The organism is Paenibacillus qinlingensis (genome assembly GCF_031455095.1).
Lineage (GTDB): Bacteria > Bacillota > Bacilli > Paenibacillales > NBRC-103111 > Paenibacillus_E > Paenibacillus_E qinlingensis_A.
Genome location: NZ_JAVDSB010000009.1, coordinates 224,258 through 241,123, shown reverse-complemented (window position 1 = coordinate 241,123; position 16,866 = coordinate 224,258). Strand labels below are relative to the sequence as shown.

The following is a 16,866-nucleotide window of genomic DNA, read 5'->3' as shown; positions in this document are numbered from 1 at the left end:
AAGGGTAGACGTTAGAGCAAAGATCCTCAGAGTGCGTGGCGATGACAATCGAAGCAAAACAAATGAAGGAACGCTTGTTATGACACGGTTAACATTTGATTCTCTAAAGTCTTCGGCTAAAATCAAAAAACGCGCCTGAACCATGGTGGTTTTGCGCGTTTAGTCGGAGCGATATACGTTGTCAGGACGGGATGTTCATAGCGGTCTGAATATTTTTCAGATCGAGCTGAGTTTGCTCAGGAATATGGTAAGGATGGTATAGGCCCCGTTGAATCATGTAGTTTGTTATCTTTTCATGGGAGTCTATAGCTTCGTCGAGCTGTTTCATCATAATTTGCTTGATTTCGGGGGTGGCACATTCGGTTACGGCCATGGCGTAGTTTCTGACTCCGCTCTTGGCGTTTATCAGAAAATCCATTGCGATAACTTCATCGGTTAGCGTATGAAGCCCTGTCATGTGTTCTATTATATTGTTCATGTTTTATCTCCTATAGGGTCACTTTAGACAGCACTCCACCGAGCTCCTGAAGCTGCTGCTGTGATAATTGCACGTCTTGCTGCAAAATTTGTATGAGCTGCGGGTCGGTTACCAGAGCTTGCATGGTTTTGGATTTGGTCATGCAAACGGTCTTGAACGCTGCCATTTCATGAACCTCCAGCATCTCATGCAAGGCGTAATTGGAATTCATTTGGATTGTCCTCCCATTTAATCAACCATATTCAAGGTTTTAAGACGACTTTGATGCAATCGTCCGTCTTCGTATCGAACACTTCATAGCCCCGCTTAGCCTCGCTGAGCGGAATGACGTGCGTAACAATGTCTCCAGGGTCCACTTTACCCGACGCAACCAACTCGTACATATACGGCATATAATGAATGACCGGAGCTTGTCCGGAACGGATATTCACGTTACGCTGCATGATGTCGCCGAACGGGAATCCGTTATAGCGTCCGCCGTATACCCCAGTGACTTGGATGGTCCCGCCTTTGCGAACAGCCTGAGAGGCAATGACAAATGCGCTCATGGTGCCGCCTTGCAGTTTCAAACCGCTGGCTAGAAATTCGAGATCGCTCATCTTGCCGTCCATTCCTACTGCATCAATCACGACATCGGCGCCGCCTTTGGTCATTTCCTTGAGATTGTTGCCGATATTCTTATCTTGTTCAAAGTTTACAATTTCAACATTGTTTGTTCGCTTCGCATGCTGTAAGCGGTAATCGACATAGTCAACGGCGATGACCCGCTTTGCTCCCTTCAGCCAGCAGAACTTCTGGGCCAGAAGTCCGATCGGACCGCAGCCGAGCACGATGACCGTATCTCCATTCTTGACGCCGGCATTATCTACGCTCCAGAACGCCGTCGTCATGGTATCGGCGATTAAGCTTAGCTTTTCATCTGGTTGCTCGCAGTTTTCAGGAATCTTGAAGTGGGTGAAATTAGCAAACGGAACTCGTAAGTACTCGGCTTGCCCCCCAGGATAACCACCGGTCGTTCCGGAGTAGCCGAAATATGCGCCCATATCCCCATGTTCGTTTGAGTTGTCGCATTGGCTTTCCAACTGATTCTTACAATAAAAGCATTCTCCGCATGCGATGTTGAAAGGGATGATCACACGGTCGCCTTTCTTTACCTTGGTCACTCCAGGGCCTACTTCTTCTACGATCCCCATCGGTTCATGTCCAATGACATAGTTCTCTTGAAGGTTAGGGATCATCCCGTGAATCAGGTGAAGGTCCGAGCCGCAAATGGCGGAACTGGTAACCCTTACGATCATATCGTCCGGTTTCTCGATCTTCGGATCCGGCACCTCTTTGACCACGACATTTTTAATCCCTTGATAAGTTACCGCCTTCATGCTTTATTTCCTCCAATATGTTCATCTGGGGTCCGATCAAACATCCCTTTACGCGACGTATCACCCGGGAACAAATTCATCTGCCCGATCATCACCGTATTTTTCGCCGAAAGCTGGTCGAGTTGGTACTGTTCGTTCAGCTCGTAAGGATGAAACCATTTTTTGCGAATCATGAGCTCCGTGATTTCTTGGTGCATTGCAATCCCTTGCTTAAGATGATTGCGTAGCAGCGCTCTTACGTCCGGAGAAGCTGTTTCCGTCAGGGCGATGGACAAATTTCGCACACCCTCTTTGGCACGAAGAAGGAAGTCCATTGCAAAAGTCATATCTGCCATTTCCGGCATATTTAATGAATTGATCGGGTCTTGATAATCGGTATTCATTTTTGTTCCCCTTTAATGTGTAATAGGTGTAGGGCTGTTCGGAACAGGCGCTTGGAAAGGAGCTCTTGCGTAGATTGCTTGCAGCTCGGCGATCTGTTGTGTGGATTGAATTACGTCTTTCTGCATTAACGCTTTTAGCTCTTGGTCAAAGACCAAGCCTTGCATTAGTTTTGACTTAGCGAGGCAGAGCGTTTTAAAGTTTAAAGCTTCATGCAGTTCCATCGATTCGTGCGGCGCTAGCGTTGGTGTATTCATTGAGAAATTATCCCCTCCTTTTTTCATCAAAGTTAGATTTACCTACGCATCGGATCTTATTCTAAAATTAATTGCCGGAAATGTGGGGTCCGAATATTCCCATGCAGTCGTAAGAATATAAACAACATCTCAACCACATACTTATTTCTGTTTAAGTTAATATGATTTTGCTCTAGGAAGGAGGACTTACCTTGCCCAATGAAAACAAAATTGATCTAGCAACCGAAAATGCAAGAAAACCGGCAGAAGGTGCACTTCACTCGAGCGGCAATACGCTTGAGCAGCATGCATCTAACGCGGTTTCTGAGGCGAAAATGGCTTTAAATCAGGCGATAAGTTCGATAAGTGAATCTAATGCGGCAACAAATTCACAAGCTTTGGAGACGGCCCGCCAGAAATTGACCCAAGCAGAGGAATTTTTAGATCAAGCGCAAACTTCGGCAAATGCATTAAGTCTGCCGGATCAGCACAGCGAATCATGATAAGCGAAGGGGCTGTCCCAAAAGTCATTTTTGTTTTTTTGCCCTCACACTTAAAAAGCTCAACAAAATGGAGCCTTCAAAACCATTATTTAAGTGGAATTGAAGGCTTCTTCTATTTCTGGCCGTTACAACACCGTAAACTCGTTATCGTTATAGACACTCACATTCAGTCATATAAATAGGTTATAGCAATTTGAACCTGTTGAGGAGGATTTTTTACATATGATGTTACCGAGTGAAACGTATTTTGGTAAGTTTGAGGCAGTTTTTTTATTTTACGGAGCCATGCCTACTGGCGTAACTGTTTCTGAAACCGGGCGAATTTTCATTTGCTTTCCGAAATGGGGAGACGACGTTGAATTTACGGTGGCTGAAATCGTTCACAATACATTACAGCCATATCCTAGTTTAGAAGCTAATGTGGTAAGCCCATCGAATATCACAACGTCCTTCATTAGTGTCCAAAGTGTCGTTGCTGATGGAAAGGGGACGCTTTGGGTACTGGATACGGGGGCTCCTAATTTCTCTGAACCCATCAAAGGGGGGGCGAAGTTAGTCGCTGTAGATTTAAATTTAAATGCCATAAGAAGTGTGTATACATTTACGGATGATGTTGTCCTGCCAACCACTTATCTGAATGATGTCCGATTTGATTTTCGTGTTGGTAAAGCTGGTTATGCTTATATAACGGATTCGTCTTCCCGAGGACCAGGAGCCATTATTGTCGTTGATTTAGAAACGGGCTATGCCTGGAGACGGTTAAACGGAGCAAATTCAACTTCGCCCGATCTCTTTTTCTTACCGAAAGTTGAAGGGAGAATCCTGATGAATCGAAACAAAGACGGATTTACTTCACCCTTTAGATTGGCATCCGATGGTATATCGATTTCCCCGGACGGCAAGATGTTGTATTTTTGTCCTCTCTCCAGCCGTCATCTATACTCGATTTCAACGGAAATCCTAAGAAATCGTACGATACCGGATATGAATTTACAATATCACGTGAAGTATTGGGGAGAAAAAGGTGCATCAGATGGAATGATCACCGATGCAAAAGGAAACGTTTACGCTGGAGACTATGAAAATAATAGTATTCGAAAGATATTGCCGAATGGAATAATGGAAACAGTCGCACATGATCCGAGAATTTTATGGCCGGATACTTTTTCTATTGGTCCAGATCAATACCTATACTTCATCGTGAACCAATTACATCGACAGTCAAGGTTTCATTATGGTAATGACCTGCGGGAGAAGCCTTATAGTTTAATCCGTATGAAAATAGACGAACCACCTGCTCCTACCTTTTGATAAATATTTCACTTTCAAAGTTGACTCTATTTGAATTGAAAATGTATGTAATGACCAGCTTCTGTAAGTCCTCGCCAAATACTAAAATGATAGCCGTTACAGGCACGGAAACACCAACCGAAAGAATGAAGTACGAACAGGGGTCTCCGAACAATTAACTCGTCAACTCCATCAATGAAATGGACTAACCTTTCATATTTCTTCGATCAGGACACCTTAGTTAAAATACAGGAGCAGTTTGCCTCGGCCGGCAGCTGTTCCTTTTTTATTGAAATAGCTTGCGGAATATGGTTATAAAACTCCATCTAAAAATAACAAAATTCCATTTGATGGTAGCTCCATTCCACTTATAATTTAGAAAAAAAAGGAAGTGAATGAAATGCTTCAAGAAATAAGAGTAGTTGTAGGATCAGGAGGAACCAACAATAATCCGGGATGGATGCACACGCAAGAAAATGAACTAAATTTATTAATAAAGGATACTTGGGATCGAAAATTCTCACCTAACTCCATTGAAGCAATTCTAGCTGAACATGTGTGGGAGCACCTTACATTTGATGAAGGAATTCAAGCAGCGAAAATTTGTAATGAATATTTAAAACCAGGAGGGTATATTCGTTGTGCTGTTCCTGATGCTTTCTTTCCTAATGAGGATTATCAAAATATAGTTCAAATAGGAGGCCCGGGACCAAAAGATCATCCTGCAGTTTCTCACAAAATTGTTCATACTTATAAAACACTTAAGTATATGTTTGAATCCGCTGGTTTTCAGGTTCAGTTGCTCGAATATTGTGATGAGAATGGGGAGTTTTATTATAAGTACTGGAATGAATCAAAGGGCTTTATTTATCGATCTAAGAGATTCGATCATCGGAATCGAAATGGACATTTGGGTTTTGTTTCATTAATTGTAGATGCATTTAAACCCGTACTCTGAAATTAAATGGAGGGTAATAATGGATTACATTAAACATGTGAGATCTATGGTTGGACATGAGAAAGTTATTATGGTGGTTTCTGGGTTCGGATAACGAGAACTGGGGACTCCCAGGAGGGTTTATGGAGCTAGGAGAAACAGTTCAAGATACTGCTAGGAGAGAGGTCTTTGAGGAAACCGGTTTGATTTTAGGGAAACTTGAGTTATTTGGAGTCTATTCGGGTTCAAAGTATGATAAAACCTTTTCTAATGGAGACCAAGTTTCAATGGTACAATTCCTTTTCACATGTAATGAATTCGAAGGCGAATTCATTAAACAAAACGCAGAATCTCAGCAAAATTCGTTTTTTGCACTTGATGAGTTACCTGACAATGGGCAGAATAGTTCCAATATGTGGTAAAATAAAAATAAAGGCTTACAGGAGGCGTTTAAACTTGAGATTAGCTAAACTATCTCTTATAAGTGGACTCATTATTGCCTTAATCATTTTTATTTTGTCATTATTTCTAAACAATGGTATTAGTCAACGAATATCGGGCGGCATTGGTTTAATCCTAATTATCACTACAATTCTTACAAGTGGCTCACTGATATCAGGTGACCGCCAACGAGCTAATGATAGTACTGAATCCAACAATGATAAAAAGCAACGGGACAGTATCTCTATAGCATGTTTTCTTGCAGCTATCCCGATTTTAATTCTTTGGGGATATCTTAAGTACTTTATTTGAAAATCGACTAAGGTAACGGTGAACTATAGCTCAATACACCTTCTAGATGATCAGAATGGAAATTTCTAGCTTATCAATAAGCTGTGATGTTTCGAAAATAAACATCTCCGTCAATGCTTCATACTTCGATATATATCAACAAATTTCAAGTTAAGTGACATTTATTGTATGTTATTTTCATTGAAACGGAAAAAAAAGAACAGGGGAAGCCCACCCCTGTTCTCGAAGGTATACATCGATTAATTTATAAATCCTGTGTATTGCAGCAAACGCTTCAACATGACCGCCGCTTGCGCACGGCTTGAATTTTCGTTTGGCGCAAAGGTCTGGTCTGTCATCCCATTGATGATTTTGGCGTTAACGGATTGTGATACAGCATCTTTAGCCCATGTTCCGATCATTTGGCTATCCGCAAAGGTAAGAAGTCCTTTGACATCCCCTTCAGGATGTTTGCCTGCGAGGCTCAGTGACCGGGAAATCATCACAGCCATTTGCTCGCGGGTGATGTAGGAAGCCGGTTTAAAGACGCCTCCTTCAAAACCGTTGATCAATCCGGCTTTGGCTGCCGCATTTACTGAGCCGGCGAACCAGTCGGTCGATTTGACATCCGAGAATTTGGATTCGCTATCCTCAGATAGCCCCATTGCGCGGACCAATAATGCGGCAAATTCGGCACGGGTAATCTGATTGTTCGGTGCGAAGTCGGTATCCGTGATGCCTTGAATCAACAATTTCGAGGCTAGCAGTTCCACATCAACTTTTGCCCAGTGTCCGTCAAGGTCGGTGAATGTTTTATTGGAATCCACCACCATGTAGATACTATTGCCAGGACGTTGAATCGTAACCTGCGTATTCGTTCCGCTTCCGGAGAAGACGGCCGGTACGAAGCCCATTTCTCCGGTTACCGGATTATACATGACAGCAGTTGCTTTGCTGTCATCGACGGACTTACCGATGACGATGCTTCTTGACACATAGATCGTCCCGAACTCATTGACACTTATCGTCTTATTGCCCGCTTCCGCAGTAATGTTAAATGCCAGGGCTCCGGTAAGCGGGGTCAAGCCCGCTTGCTTTACTTTATTCTCAATGGCCGTTGCGGTCGTACCAGTAACTTTCTCAATCTGCACATTGATCTTAATGTCTTTAACCGCAGCTCCGAGCGAGTTAGCGATTGCGTCCAAGTTCAGCGCTTTGATCGGCAAGTCGTAAGTGACAGTATCAAAATGCACCGAGAGAATCGCTGTCGGCAATTTAGACTGCGCGTCGGCAAGTAAAGAGGCGGTCAACTGAACTTGCGCAGAGTTTTCCGTGCCCGAAGCTTCTACTTTGATCTTCGGAGTATTGGTATCCGATTTCGACGCATCCATCGCTTTTTGCCATTCTGCCGGACTGATAGTTGTTACCTTCTGTTCGTTTTTGCCCGAGTCGTTCGGCGTGCCTCCCGAAGAGCCCGTGCTGCTTGTGTAAGAAGGAATCACTGCGACAACTACAGAAGAATTCGCGCTTTCAACGCCTGCGTTTACCGCAGATACAACATAATAGTAAGTAGTGCCATTCGCCACACTATTATCCGTGAAGCTGGAACCGGTCACGTTCGTTGCTACAATCGTGAACGGACCGCTTTCTGTCAAGCTGCGCTTCACGTTGTACGTGTAGGTCGCTCCGGTCACCGTGTTCCACGACAAGCCGACCTGCGCGTTACCCGCTTGCGCGGTTAAGCCCACCGGGGCCGGCGGTACGACGATCGGAGCTTCCGGTTTCGCACTCTCTATGGCCGAGTTCGCGCTCTCCTGTCCTTGGTTCAGAGCGGTAACTACATAGTAGTAGGTTGTTCCGTTCGCAACTGACTTATCGGTGTAGGTCGCCTGTGTCACGCTGGACGCGATGGTGCTGAATGGCCCGGTTGGCAACAAGCTGCGCTTCACGTTGTATGTGTAGGTTGCTCCGGTCACCGTATCCCACGACAAGCTGACCTGCGCATCGCCCGCTTGTGCGGATAAGCCCGTCGGAGCCGGTGTCGCATCAGGCTGTGTCGTTTTATTAAGCTTAACAAGATAAAACACGTCTTTCCCGCCTGTGCGACTTATCCGCACGACTGCGGTATCTTCGACGTCGGTAGCTTGAATAATGTCGATCACTGCGCCAGCAGCTATCGAAGCCGGGCTGAGCGTCGCCGCTACTGGCGGGATTGGATAATTCGCCGCCACATCCACCGTGTAGTTCTTGGTGCCGGGATTGAACCCTGTAACCGGCGCGCCACCGACCGTCAGCGTCTCCAGCCCCATCAAATCTGTGAGATCGTCATGCAGCTCGCCAATGACGGCGAAGTCCACAAACTGCATCGGGCCCGGTGAAGAACCGGCTATTGACCCAGGCGCCCCGGTGACCGGCGAGAAGAAGTTAAGCTCGTTTACGACCATCACATACCGCGCGGTAATCGGCTGCCCGCTGTTGTTGGCGAGGACGTCGGTTGCCCTGCGCCCAAGCGTGTAGTTGGTTCCGAGAGTCCCGCCTTTTAACGCCGCTTGGGTTAATGGATTCCAGTTTGATGTGGCGGATGTACCTTGGCTATTGACGCTAGAAGGCTGGCGCCCGCTGCCTTTAAAGTAATTCCATGGACCGCTGTACCCCATCAAATTCTCCACGCCTAAAGGATTCTTCGTTGGCCAGTTGTTAGCCTGATAATACTGGCGATCCGGCTCCGGTTGCCCGGCCGCGAGCACCGGGTCTAGCGGGTTATAGAAATTGTTGTAGGATTCTATAAGCGACTCATAGGCCGCCGTGTCGTTCGTCCACCAGGCGGAGCTGTTCCTTGAGCGCCCAGGAGAGCCCATCGTTCCAAATTCTATTTCTATGCGTGAAATATCAATCTGCCGGCCCAAATCCAAGGCAACCCAATAGCGCCAAGGGGTCCTGCCTGCGTTCAATTCAAACGACGAGCCGCTTTGGAAGAACGCGTACCCTTCCGAAGTGGTCATGGCGGTGCGGTCTTCCTCAAGGACGTTCTCCTTCCGGGACTCATCGTTATGAGAAACAATTTTGATATCCGCACCCATAACAGATTTGCCCCAGTCATGCACCGTGGAGTTGTTGATTTCAAAGTACGGCTTGTAATAATTGGGGTAATAATTGTCAGGGGCGGCGGGTATTGTGATACCGTCCGGGGGCTGCAACTCGCCTAAAATCTTGTAGGTGCCCGGGACGGTCGGTCTGTAGCCGGATGTATCCCACTTGACAGGTACTTTAACTGTAAAGCCGTTGGATAAGGTGACGTCCAGTTTGGCTTTCAGCGTCAGGTCTGTAAGCTTGGTGCCCAAAGGCACTTTCATCTGGTTTTGATGCTCCCAGCCCATGATGCGCAGGTTGCTGTCCCTGTCGGTCGGCTTATAACCGTTCGGGAACACATATGTATCACGGTCTCGCTTGATGATTGTCATGTCCGCCATATAAATCGTCGATGGCTGCCACTCTTCGCGGCCAACGCCAGTGGCAGGGAATGCGCCGTAAATGCCCCACTTGGAACGCCCGAAATTGACGTTGCGACCCTGATCATCCTTCAGGGTATTGTAGTTCCCTTCCCTGTATATAGGCCCGGGGGCAGGGGCTGGTAGGGGTGTAGGTAGCTGTAGCTCTATGTTGCGCCTTAACAGATCGGCTTCATTAAGCGTTCCCTCCCCGAGCAGCGCGCCTGTATCCGTATCTGTTACCCTTACGTAGAGATGCCCGAAATCCGCCGTTTCGGTTGTCAACTCGATATCGATCCAGCGGTCAACGAATTTGTCACTGGCAAGAGTAAGGAGTGTGCCAGTGTCTCCCCCCCCAGCGGATTGCATGCCGCTCGGCGTCGAATTGTTGCGAGTATGTCCAAATGTCAAGGTGCCGTTTGCTCTAAGCCCAATATCTACAGTCGGGGATCCGTTCGCGTTGCCCTTGGCCTCCTTAATCTGATAGATAAAACCATAGTTGTTGGGAGACCAGGTTCCTATGCTGTTGCTACCGACCGATTTCTGCCGCTTTACGGTTTCCGAGGGAACCAGCAACCGCCAGAAATGGGTTGATAACGTTCCTGGACCGTCGTTAGCGACGACGTTTTCCGGTTTGTAGTTGGTTTTCATCTCCAGCCGCTGGGTCGTGCTGCTGGCTGCGCCGCGGTCGCCGTCCTCACGCCCGGGCGCGTTGACGGGCGCGTCAAACTTGTGGATACGGATGATATCCGACTGGAGTTTGTCAAACCCAGAGATTTTGCCGTTCGCGGTCATCGTGCCGTCGTATTTTACGTCCACCCCATAGGCGTCAATCCTGCCGTCGGAATTGTCCTTGGCAATCGTCTGCACGTACATGTTATCGCCGTACCACTGGAGCGGAATCTCTCTGCCATCCTTGGGCAGACCGTTCGAAATGCCGGCGGGCTTGAATTTATTGATGTCGTTCGCCGTATGTACGTAGATATCCGGCCCCCAGAACGATTCGTACCAGTTCTTCCCGCTGTATGAGGACGGCCTCATCGGCCCTTCAATGGAGTTCAAGCCGGTGTCCCCATAGCCGATATAAGTGGAGCCCCAAGTGTCCATGCCGTGCTCGTTCGCGCGGATGTTCATCGGTGCGACCAACTCACCCGGCTTATTTACAGCCTCGGTTCCCCCGCCTTGTAAACTTCGGGTTATTTTAAAATCTGATATTGCCTGTATGGTTACGGCGATTGTGTATCTCCTTGTGTTTTCACCATTTGTAACGTCTAGGAAATATGTTCCACCGGTCCAGCCCGGCACCACTCTATTCCCTTGCGAATCTTTTAGCCCCAGCTCGTAATCACCATTGTTTATGCCGGTGAGACTGACGATTTCAGCGCCGCTGCTCTCATAAACCTTAACATTCGAGCCTGCATCGACAACTGGGTGCAGCATCTGATAGAACGTGCCGTAAGGCAGTTCAATAGTAATGGTGCCCGTGGTTCCCGATTTAGTTACCGTCGAGCCTCTGTACGGCTTTGTGAGTACCACATCCAAAGGATCGCTCGGGTCGAGCGTTTGGTTCGCCGAAGTCGAGTAGATATCCGTACCAGCTGCCCGGGCAGTTGTACCGGGTAAAACCATACCGCCGAAAGCCTGAAAAACAAGTGTTAATGTAATCAGAAAACTAATCGGCATATTAAAAATATTCCTTTTTTGCATGCTACTCCCCCTTCTCCATAATAATAAATAAGATCTTCTTGAATTATTTTCATAATTCCAACCCTACTGTGATTGATTCTTTTGAAAGAACATTCCTTCAGTTCCAATGAATGCGTTTTCAAATTTCATTATATACGATAGATAATTTTTTGGGCTTGAAAAAATTTACGATATTGTTGTGTTTGTTTTCGTTTTTTTGCAAGACATATGCACTACTCGTCGGTTATCGCCGATACGCAACAATTAGGAATACATGGTTAAATAGAGGGAAACATGGTTAAATAGAGGAAACGTAGAAAAACATTTGAGTAAGCTGACGGATAACGTTAGTTCAAATAAAACAGCAGCAGTCTAGGACTTTATTTTCTCGTCCATGGCTGCTGCTGTTTCAATTCTTAGGTCAGTCTAATACTTTATTTTCTCAAAACATCAGCACCAAATATCCGTCTCAGCTAGTGCTTGATCTTAGTTGAGTTCCTATGGTGTATGGGACGTTGATTCGACGTTTGTGAAGTACCTATTATGCACGAAGGTATGCTTGGAGGTCCTTCTTTTCGGAAGTCAGTCAGCCTAGATGTCATCATCATAATGCCACTTATCTCCCCCGCTTCCGGTACTGCCCGAGTCACCTGGCAGGTCATCCTGCATGTCGCCAGGATAATCCCCCTGTTCATCCTCGGCTACATTTTGCAAATCAAAAGCGTTGATCGTCATAATCGGATATGTATGGTTGGCTGCGATTTGAGCTACTTGCAGCTTCATAAATTTCGGTGAACCTTCTGTCTCTTCATCATAGACAAGCAAAATACCATCTGAATTGCGTAATAGAAACTTGTCTCGTTCTTTGAATTGCCAAGGTCCCTCATATTTGGTCTTCGTTACACTGTTCACGTAATTTGCACGCTGCATGACATTCGCATAGCAGCCTTTTTTATCATCGCTCCACTTCTCCTCCTGCTCTAGAAATGGTGTAATGACAGCTAGCTTAAGCTCGGGATGCGTGCTCTCTCTCAATTCAAGCACAGCTTCTGCTGCCCAGAGCTCTACGCCCCATTGGCCAGAGACGACGACCCACTCAAGCCCATCATCCAACAAAGCAATGAGTCGTTTTTGAATTGCTTTTTTGATTATGGCAATGCCAGGATGCTTTAGCGAAAATATGCCCAGCTCATTTGCTTTATATCCCGTAATAAGTACTCGTTTCAAGGAACTCACCCCTTGTTGATTATCCTAAAAGGTTAGCATAGAAAGAACTATTAAGAAAGATTCCGTCCTCTGAATAAAATTAATGTTAGTTAATATGACATAATAATCACTTTTCACAATAAAATTATGAATAATTGACTGAATTTTTCAAAATAATGATTGAATTTCACGGAAAATTAAGTTAATCTGTATTCAACACCTAATTAAATGTTATGTAATATAACATAAGGAGCGAGAAAAAATGAATATTGCACTTGTTGCTCATGATGTTTACAAAAACTTACTCGTGGACTTTGTCATTGCTTATAAGCATATTTTTCAAAAACACAAGCTTTATGCAACGGGCACTACAGGCAGAAGAATTAGTGAGAGCGCCAAGCTCGATGTCATTCGTTTGCGCTCAGGTCCATTCGGTGGAGACCAGCAAATCGGGGCTATGATTGCGATGGATGATATTGATTTGCTTATCTTTTTTCGCGATCCCATCTCAGCGTTAGGACACGAACCCGATATTACTGCACTCCTTCGCCTTTGTGATGTTCAACAAATCCCACTCGCTACTAATCTAGGTACAGCAGAAATGCTGATCAGAGCCATGGAAAGCGGCTTCCTCTCTTGGCGTGAAGAAATTCGAAAATATGACTCACCACGACTTAATGGTACGGAACACAAATAATGTAGGTATATACTGATTTCCACATGTATAAGCCATTCGACCGGGGCAAGTCCACAATAATTTGCATATTTTAATATCATCTCTTGTTGAAAGGATGATAGAATAATGGCAAAAATCACACAAGGATCTGGTGGTCCTGTACAATTTAGACATCGCATGGAGGGCTTAACGTCTCGTGTACAAAATCATCGGCATTCTTTCGGCAATTTGAGTGATATCGTAATTCCAGAAGACGGTAGACACCGCCATACCTTCCAAGGGATTACGACAACTGCTGACGGGCACCGTCATTCCTATTCTGGACGCACAGGCCTCAACATCGGTGTAGGACCAAACCATTTTCATCGTTTTCAAATTTCAACAAACGTTGCAGATGGACATCGCCACATCATTTCTGGAAGAACAACAGGTGTCATTCGTCTCGGAGTCGTCGTTGGACACAAATTAATTATTGAGAGCATCGTCCGTCAAAAGGTAAAAAAGTGACAAGAAAACTACTGAACCCTGTTCAGTAGTTTTTCTATTTATAACAGCATGGGTGACAGTCTCACTTATTTTTTGTACATTAAAAGAAAGTGCATTTGTTTGGGCACTGGAAAGGCGTGTGCCTATGGACAATCAATTGCCCCATGTCATAGATCAAGAATTTAACCGTTCGCTTAGCGATTATCCCGTTTATTGCAAAACCAAGCGTGATGCGGCAATGATGGCATTTATCCATGCTCATGACGGCTACGAATTTCACTTCCCTTGTTCGTCCGTCGGAATATGCGTAGTGGATGGACAACAACTTGAGTTTGTTCCTGGCAAACTGACCATCATCCGTCCAGATGCTTATCACTATATCCGCTCAACCCAGACAGTGGAGTACTCACGGATCGTACTATCTGTCGATGAGTCCTATCTCCGGGAACTGTCGGTACAAGAGTCTGTTGTATCCGGATTAGTGGACAATTGGTTTCCAACGGAGCAGATTGTCGCGGTTCAGCTTCACATGGAGTCCAAGGAAGAAATGGAGGCGGTCCAATACCTCCTGCGTACGATCGAGAAGGAGCTTGATCTACGTCGTCCTCACTTTCAATTGATCGTGAAGGCAAGATTGTTGGAGTTGTTTGCAATACTTGGCAGGCAAGCCAGCTTGGATCTCGCCAAACGATTGACACTCCCACCTTCTTATCGTCAATTGATGACGGAGGTCGCGGATTACATAACAGCCCGTCATAATGAGCCGTTATTAATGGATGAACTAGCAGAGACTTTTCATTTGTCCAAGTCTTATTTACACAAGCTTTTCAAGCAACACACAGGGCAGACACCTCATCAATACCAAATGTTGGAGCGGATCAATCGTGCAAAGCTTCTATTGAGTGAGAGCGAAGAGCCCATCACGCATATTTCATTGACCCTTGGATTTGGCGAGATGGCCTATTTTAGCCGATGCTTTAAGGAAATGACGGGCGTGTCGCCGAGCTTTTATCGAAGAAGTATGCGGACTTGACCATAGAATCTATGCCCTTCTAAGAATTGTAGAGGATAATCCAACTAACAGATAGTGGTGTGCAAGCGTGTTCATGATTTGTCTGTTACTGTTGATGTAATCACATTAACAGAGGTGCATGATGACAATGGATGCGAACAAAATAATTATGGTCGACGTTAATGACGTGGGCTTTCTGGATAACACAGAAAATCGGACAGGGGCGTTTATTCGTCCAGTAGATACCGCGCTTATGCTGAAGGATTGCTATTGGATTGAGTTCGAGTTATCCCGTTTGGCGATGGGGTGGGTAACAGCTGCCCCTAATTGGGAGTGGAAAGGCGAACTGGTCCGCATGGGCTATCTACACACAGAACACATGAAAAAGCTTCGACAGCGGATTGATGAGCTGCCAGGCGCTGCGCTGAGCGACCGTTCTTGGACGCCGGAGCGAGTCGCAGAAGTGTTTTTGGCCGTGTCGCTGGCACCTGCTTTTGCCGAATTCGCATTAGCTTACCGGAGCTTTGTGAGTAAGCTTTACAACCGTTATACTTGGCTCGCTGATGCGCTTGATCCTATTCTAGAGGAGCCGACGCTAGACGCGTTGCGGGTCATCGAGTTGGATCGAAAGCGACTCATCGATTGGGCAGATCCGCATGTCCGCTTCGCTTACGTAGACGACTCAGTGAGCCGTATGCGCTTTGACAGTTGGCGGCAGTATGTTGATCGAATGTGGGACGAAATGTTCACAAAGGGAGGGAGTCCAGCGACGGATTGGGCGGAGCGGCTGCAACATCCCCCTGCGGGTCCTGTGCCGGCAAATCCGGCTGTCGATCCCAAATATCCGCACGTCGATCTGACCAAATATAAAAGCGCCATGTTTGACCCAAACTCGCCAACCTATGATAGCGTAAAACATATGATATTTATTAATGCCAGCGAAATGTCGGCGACCGAAAGTCTCACGTACTTGTATTATGGCGTGCAAAAAATGCCGATGGACTTCTATCACGATATCGCTCGCCATACGTGGGACGAAGCGCGTCACAGCCAAATGGGCGTGCGCAGGTTAAAGCAGCTGGGCTACCGTACCGAAGATTTCTCTTGGCATCCTTCAACCGCACTGACGCCAGACAATTTGGAGCGAACATTTCCTGAGTTTTATTCAAGCTTAACGATGGTGATGGAGCCATGCTCGTTTATCAAAAAACGCAAGTCCGTGGAATCCTTTAAAGATCACGGTGACAATTTGTCTTCGCTGCAATCGGAGTATGATATCGCTGACGAGCGGATGCATGTTCAGTTCGGCAAGCGTTGGGGAGCGAAGCTGTTCGAACATATCGACGACTTCGTTACTGCGCAGTCCGTTGCCGAGAAGGCCAAGCAGTTGCATTTGGAAAAAATGGGATACTCCCAATCAGAAATCAACGGTGTCCTGAAAAGCTTTCCTGAATTTTGCGGGTTTGCCACAATGGATTTGAAATACGACCGTTATTAAGTACCCGTGTAGTTCAATAAGGAGGCATAGGCTTGAAGACGATCATAGCAAAAGCATTTTGGGGTATGGAAGGCACCACAGAAGAAAAGATACGCCGAATCGGCGAGGGTGGATATAATGCCGTCGAGGCACCTGTTCCGGATACAATGACGCCAGGGGCATTCCGATCCCTACTCGATGAATACGGTTTGAGCTATATTGCCCAGATGGCAACTACCGGCGGGGATCATGCTGCAGAGCATGCCACTTCTTTTGGCGAGCGATTGCGACAAGCAGCCGAATACGGCCCCTTATTCGTTAACTGTCATACAGGACGGGATCGCATGGAACTCGATGAACAGTTACGCTTGTTTGAAAGCGCGTTACAGAACGAAGTGGATGTCGGTATAGCCGTCGCCCACGAGACACATCGCAGCCGCTGCATGTACACACCATGGACGACTGCAAAGCTACTGAAGTCGTATCCGGAGTTGAAAATATGTGCGGATTTCAGCCATTGGGTATGCGTCACGGAGTCGTTCCTGCAGGCAAGTGAGGCTGATTTATCACTCGCCATTGAGCGAGCACTGCATATCCATGGTCGTGTAGGTTATATCCACGGTCCACAGGTGTCAGACCCCCGTGCGCCCGAATTCGCCCAAGAAGTACATGTGCACGAAGGCTGGTGGAAGCGAATCCACGAAGCGAGGCAGGCAGCGGGAGTCGAGCAATTTACATTTACGCCAGAATTCGGTCCCCCAGGCTATATGCACACGCTGCCTTACACACGGCAGCCGGTGGCTGATTTATGGGAGGTATGTGACTGGGGCCGCAACCGAGTGCCTGTATGGATTGGCCAATAATAGCGTTCGTATATATTATCAACGCACAACAGGCTG

At 46.4% G+C, this 16,866-nt stretch carries 16 protein-coding genes and 1 pseudogene; 10 read left to right on the top strand and 7 right to left on the bottom strand.

The features are described 5' to 3' along the window. Positions 1-181: 181 nt before the first annotated feature. From J2736_RS22110 to J2736_RS22090, 5 genes are read right to left on the bottom strand one after another with little or no spacing between them, the layout of a single operon-like run. Entirely contained in the window at positions 182-478 is a 297-nt protein-coding gene (locus J2736_RS22110; RefSeq protein WP_310500765.1) for a spore coat protein, read from the bottom strand. 10 nt (positions 479-488) lie between these two features. After that, entirely contained in the window at positions 489-689 is a 201-nt protein-coding gene (locus J2736_RS22105; RefSeq protein WP_310500764.1) for a hypothetical protein, read from the bottom strand. Between the two features lie 31 nt (positions 690-720). After that, positions 721-1,857, bottom strand: a complete 1,137-nt coding sequence (locus tag J2736_RS22100; RefSeq protein ID WP_310500763.1) for a zinc-dependent alcohol dehydrogenase — start codon at positions 1,855-1,857, stop codon at positions 721-723. Beyond that, positions 1,854-2,240: a spore coat protein gene (locus J2736_RS22095; RefSeq protein WP_310500762.1), complete on the bottom strand. Its 387-nt coding sequence runs from the start codon at positions 2,238-2,240 to the stop codon at positions 1,854-1,856. Before J2736_RS22095 ends, J2736_RS22100 begins: the two co-directional genes overlap by 4 nt. Positions 2,241-2,252: 12 nt before the next feature. Next, on the bottom strand, positions 2,253-2,495 hold the full coding sequence (locus J2736_RS22090) for a spore gernimation protein GerQ (RefSeq protein ID WP_171644152.1): 243 nt from the start codon (positions 2,493-2,495) through the stop codon (positions 2,253-2,255). A 191-nt stretch (positions 2,496-2,686) separates the two neighbouring features. Here J2736_RS22090 and J2736_RS22085 point away from each other — a divergent pair, with 191 nt between their 5' ends. The 5 genes and pseudogenes from J2736_RS22085 (at position 2,687) to J2736_RS22065 (ending at position 5,957) form a co-directional block, all read left to right on the top strand. Continuing rightward, complete coding sequence (locus tag J2736_RS22085; RefSeq protein WP_310500761.1) at positions 2,687-2,977, top strand: hypothetical protein; 291 nt, start codon at positions 2,687-2,689, stop codon at positions 2,975-2,977. A 222-nt stretch (positions 2,978-3,199) separates the two neighbouring features. Then, a complete protein-coding gene (locus J2736_RS22080) occupies positions 3,200-4,288 on the top strand; it encodes an L-dopachrome tautomerase-related protein (RefSeq protein WP_310500760.1) in 1,089 nt (362 codons plus the stop codon). Positions 4,289-4,667: 379 nt separating this feature from the next. Further along, positions 4,668-5,225, top strand: coding sequence for a class I SAM-dependent methyltransferase (locus tag J2736_RS22075; protein ID WP_310500759.1), 558 nt, complete (start codon positions 4,668-4,670; stop codon positions 5,223-5,225). A 19-nt stretch (positions 5,226-5,244) separates the two neighbouring features. Further along, positions 5,245-5,626, top strand: a pseudogene (locus J2736_RS22070) (NUDIX hydrolase). A 34-nt stretch (positions 5,627-5,660) separates the two neighbouring features. Continuing rightward, positions 5,661-5,957, top strand: coding sequence for a DUF5316 family protein (locus tag J2736_RS22065; RefSeq protein WP_310500758.1), 297 nt, complete (start codon positions 5,661-5,663; stop codon positions 5,955-5,957). Between the two features lie 239 nt (positions 5,958-6,196). Here the strand turns inward: J2736_RS22065 and J2736_RS22060 are convergent, their stop codons facing one another. Together J2736_RS22060 and J2736_RS22055 are read right to left on the bottom strand one after the other, a co-directional pair. After that, positions 6,197-9,016: an S-layer homology domain-containing protein gene (locus J2736_RS22060; RefSeq protein WP_310500757.1), complete on the bottom strand. Its 2,820-nt coding sequence runs from the start codon at positions 9,014-9,016 to the stop codon at positions 6,197-6,199. 2,685 nt (positions 9,017-11,701) lie between these two features. Beyond that, a complete protein-coding gene (locus J2736_RS22055) occupies positions 11,702-12,337 on the bottom strand; it encodes an SLOG family protein (RefSeq protein WP_310500756.1) in 636 nt (211 codons plus the stop codon). Positions 12,338-12,578: 241 nt separating this feature from the next. On the opposite strand from J2736_RS22055, the gene J2736_RS22050 reads away from it, so the two are divergent. The 5 genes from J2736_RS22050 to J2736_RS22030 all read left to right on the top strand — a co-directional run bounded on the left by J2736_RS22050 (position 12,579) and on the right by J2736_RS22030 (position 16,830). Beyond that, entirely contained in the window at positions 12,579-13,013 is a 435-nt protein-coding gene (locus J2736_RS22050; RefSeq protein WP_310500755.1) for a methylglyoxal synthase, read from the top strand. A gap of 105 nt (positions 13,014-13,118) precedes the next feature. Beyond that, positions 13,119-13,499 (top strand): YmaF family protein, encoded by a 381-nt coding sequence (locus J2736_RS22045; RefSeq protein ID WP_310500754.1) that lies wholly within the window; start codon positions 13,119-13,121, stop codon positions 13,497-13,499. Between the two features lie 124 nt (positions 13,500-13,623). Next, the gene (locus tag J2736_RS22040) at positions 13,624-14,511 is read left to right on the top strand and encodes an AraC family transcriptional regulator (RefSeq protein ID WP_310500753.1); all 888 of its coding nucleotides are present in this window, start codon (positions 13,624-13,626) and stop codon (positions 14,509-14,511) included. 127 nt (positions 14,512-14,638) lie between these two features. Next, positions 14,639-15,988, top strand: a complete 1,350-nt coding sequence (locus J2736_RS22035) for a DUF455 family protein (protein WP_310500752.1) — start codon at positions 14,639-14,641, stop codon at positions 15,986-15,988. A gap of 32 nt (positions 15,989-16,020) precedes the next feature. Further along, complete coding sequence (locus J2736_RS22030) at positions 16,021-16,830, top strand: sugar phosphate isomerase/epimerase family protein (protein ID WP_310500751.1); 810 nt, start codon at positions 16,021-16,023, stop codon at positions 16,828-16,830. Positions 16,831-16,866 lie beyond the last annotated feature (36 nt).

Excerpts from the sequence above, each read along its gene's own strand:
- J2736_RS22040 (WP_310500753.1), top strand. The coding sequence starts at position 13,624 with ATGGACAATCAATTGCCCCATGTCATAGATCAAGAATTTAACCGTTCG.
- J2736_RS22080 (WP_310500760.1), top strand. The coding sequence starts at position 3,200 with ATGATGTTACCGAGTGAAACGTATTTTGGTAAGTTTGAGGCAGTTTTT.
- J2736_RS22035 (WP_310500752.1), top strand. The coding sequence starts at position 14,639 with ATGGATGCGAACAAAATAATTATGGTCGACGTTAATGACGTGGGCTTT.
- J2736_RS22060 (WP_310500757.1), bottom strand. The coding sequence starts at position 9,016 with ATGGGTGCGGATATCAAAATTGTTTCTCATAACGATGAGTCCCGGAAG.
- J2736_RS22090 (WP_171644152.1), bottom strand. The coding sequence starts at position 2,495 with ATGAATACACCAACGCTAGCGCCGCACGAATCGATGGAACTGCATGAA.
- J2736_RS22105 (WP_310500764.1), bottom strand. The coding sequence starts at position 689 with ATGAATTCCAATTACGCCTTGCATGAGATGCTGGAGGTTCATGAAATG.
- J2736_RS22095 (WP_310500762.1), bottom strand. The coding sequence starts at position 2,240 with ATGAATACCGATTATCAAGACCCGATCAATTCATTAAATATGCCGGAA.
- J2736_RS22075 (WP_310500759.1), top strand. The coding sequence starts at position 4,668 with ATGCTTCAAGAAATAAGAGTAGTTGTAGGATCAGGAGGAACCAACAAT.
- J2736_RS22100 (WP_310500763.1), bottom strand. The coding sequence starts at position 1,857 with ATGAAGGCGGTAACTTATCAAGGGATTAAAAATGTCGTGGTCAAAGAG.
- J2736_RS22050 (WP_310500755.1), top strand. The coding sequence starts at position 12,579 with ATGAATATTGCACTTGTTGCTCATGATGTTTACAAAAACTTACTCGTG.
- J2736_RS22045 (WP_310500754.1), top strand. The coding sequence starts at position 13,119 with ATGGCAAAAATCACACAAGGATCTGGTGGTCCTGTACAATTTAGACAT.
- J2736_RS22110 (WP_310500765.1), bottom strand. The coding sequence starts at position 478 with ATGAACAATATAATAGAACACATGACAGGGCTTCATACGCTAACCGAT.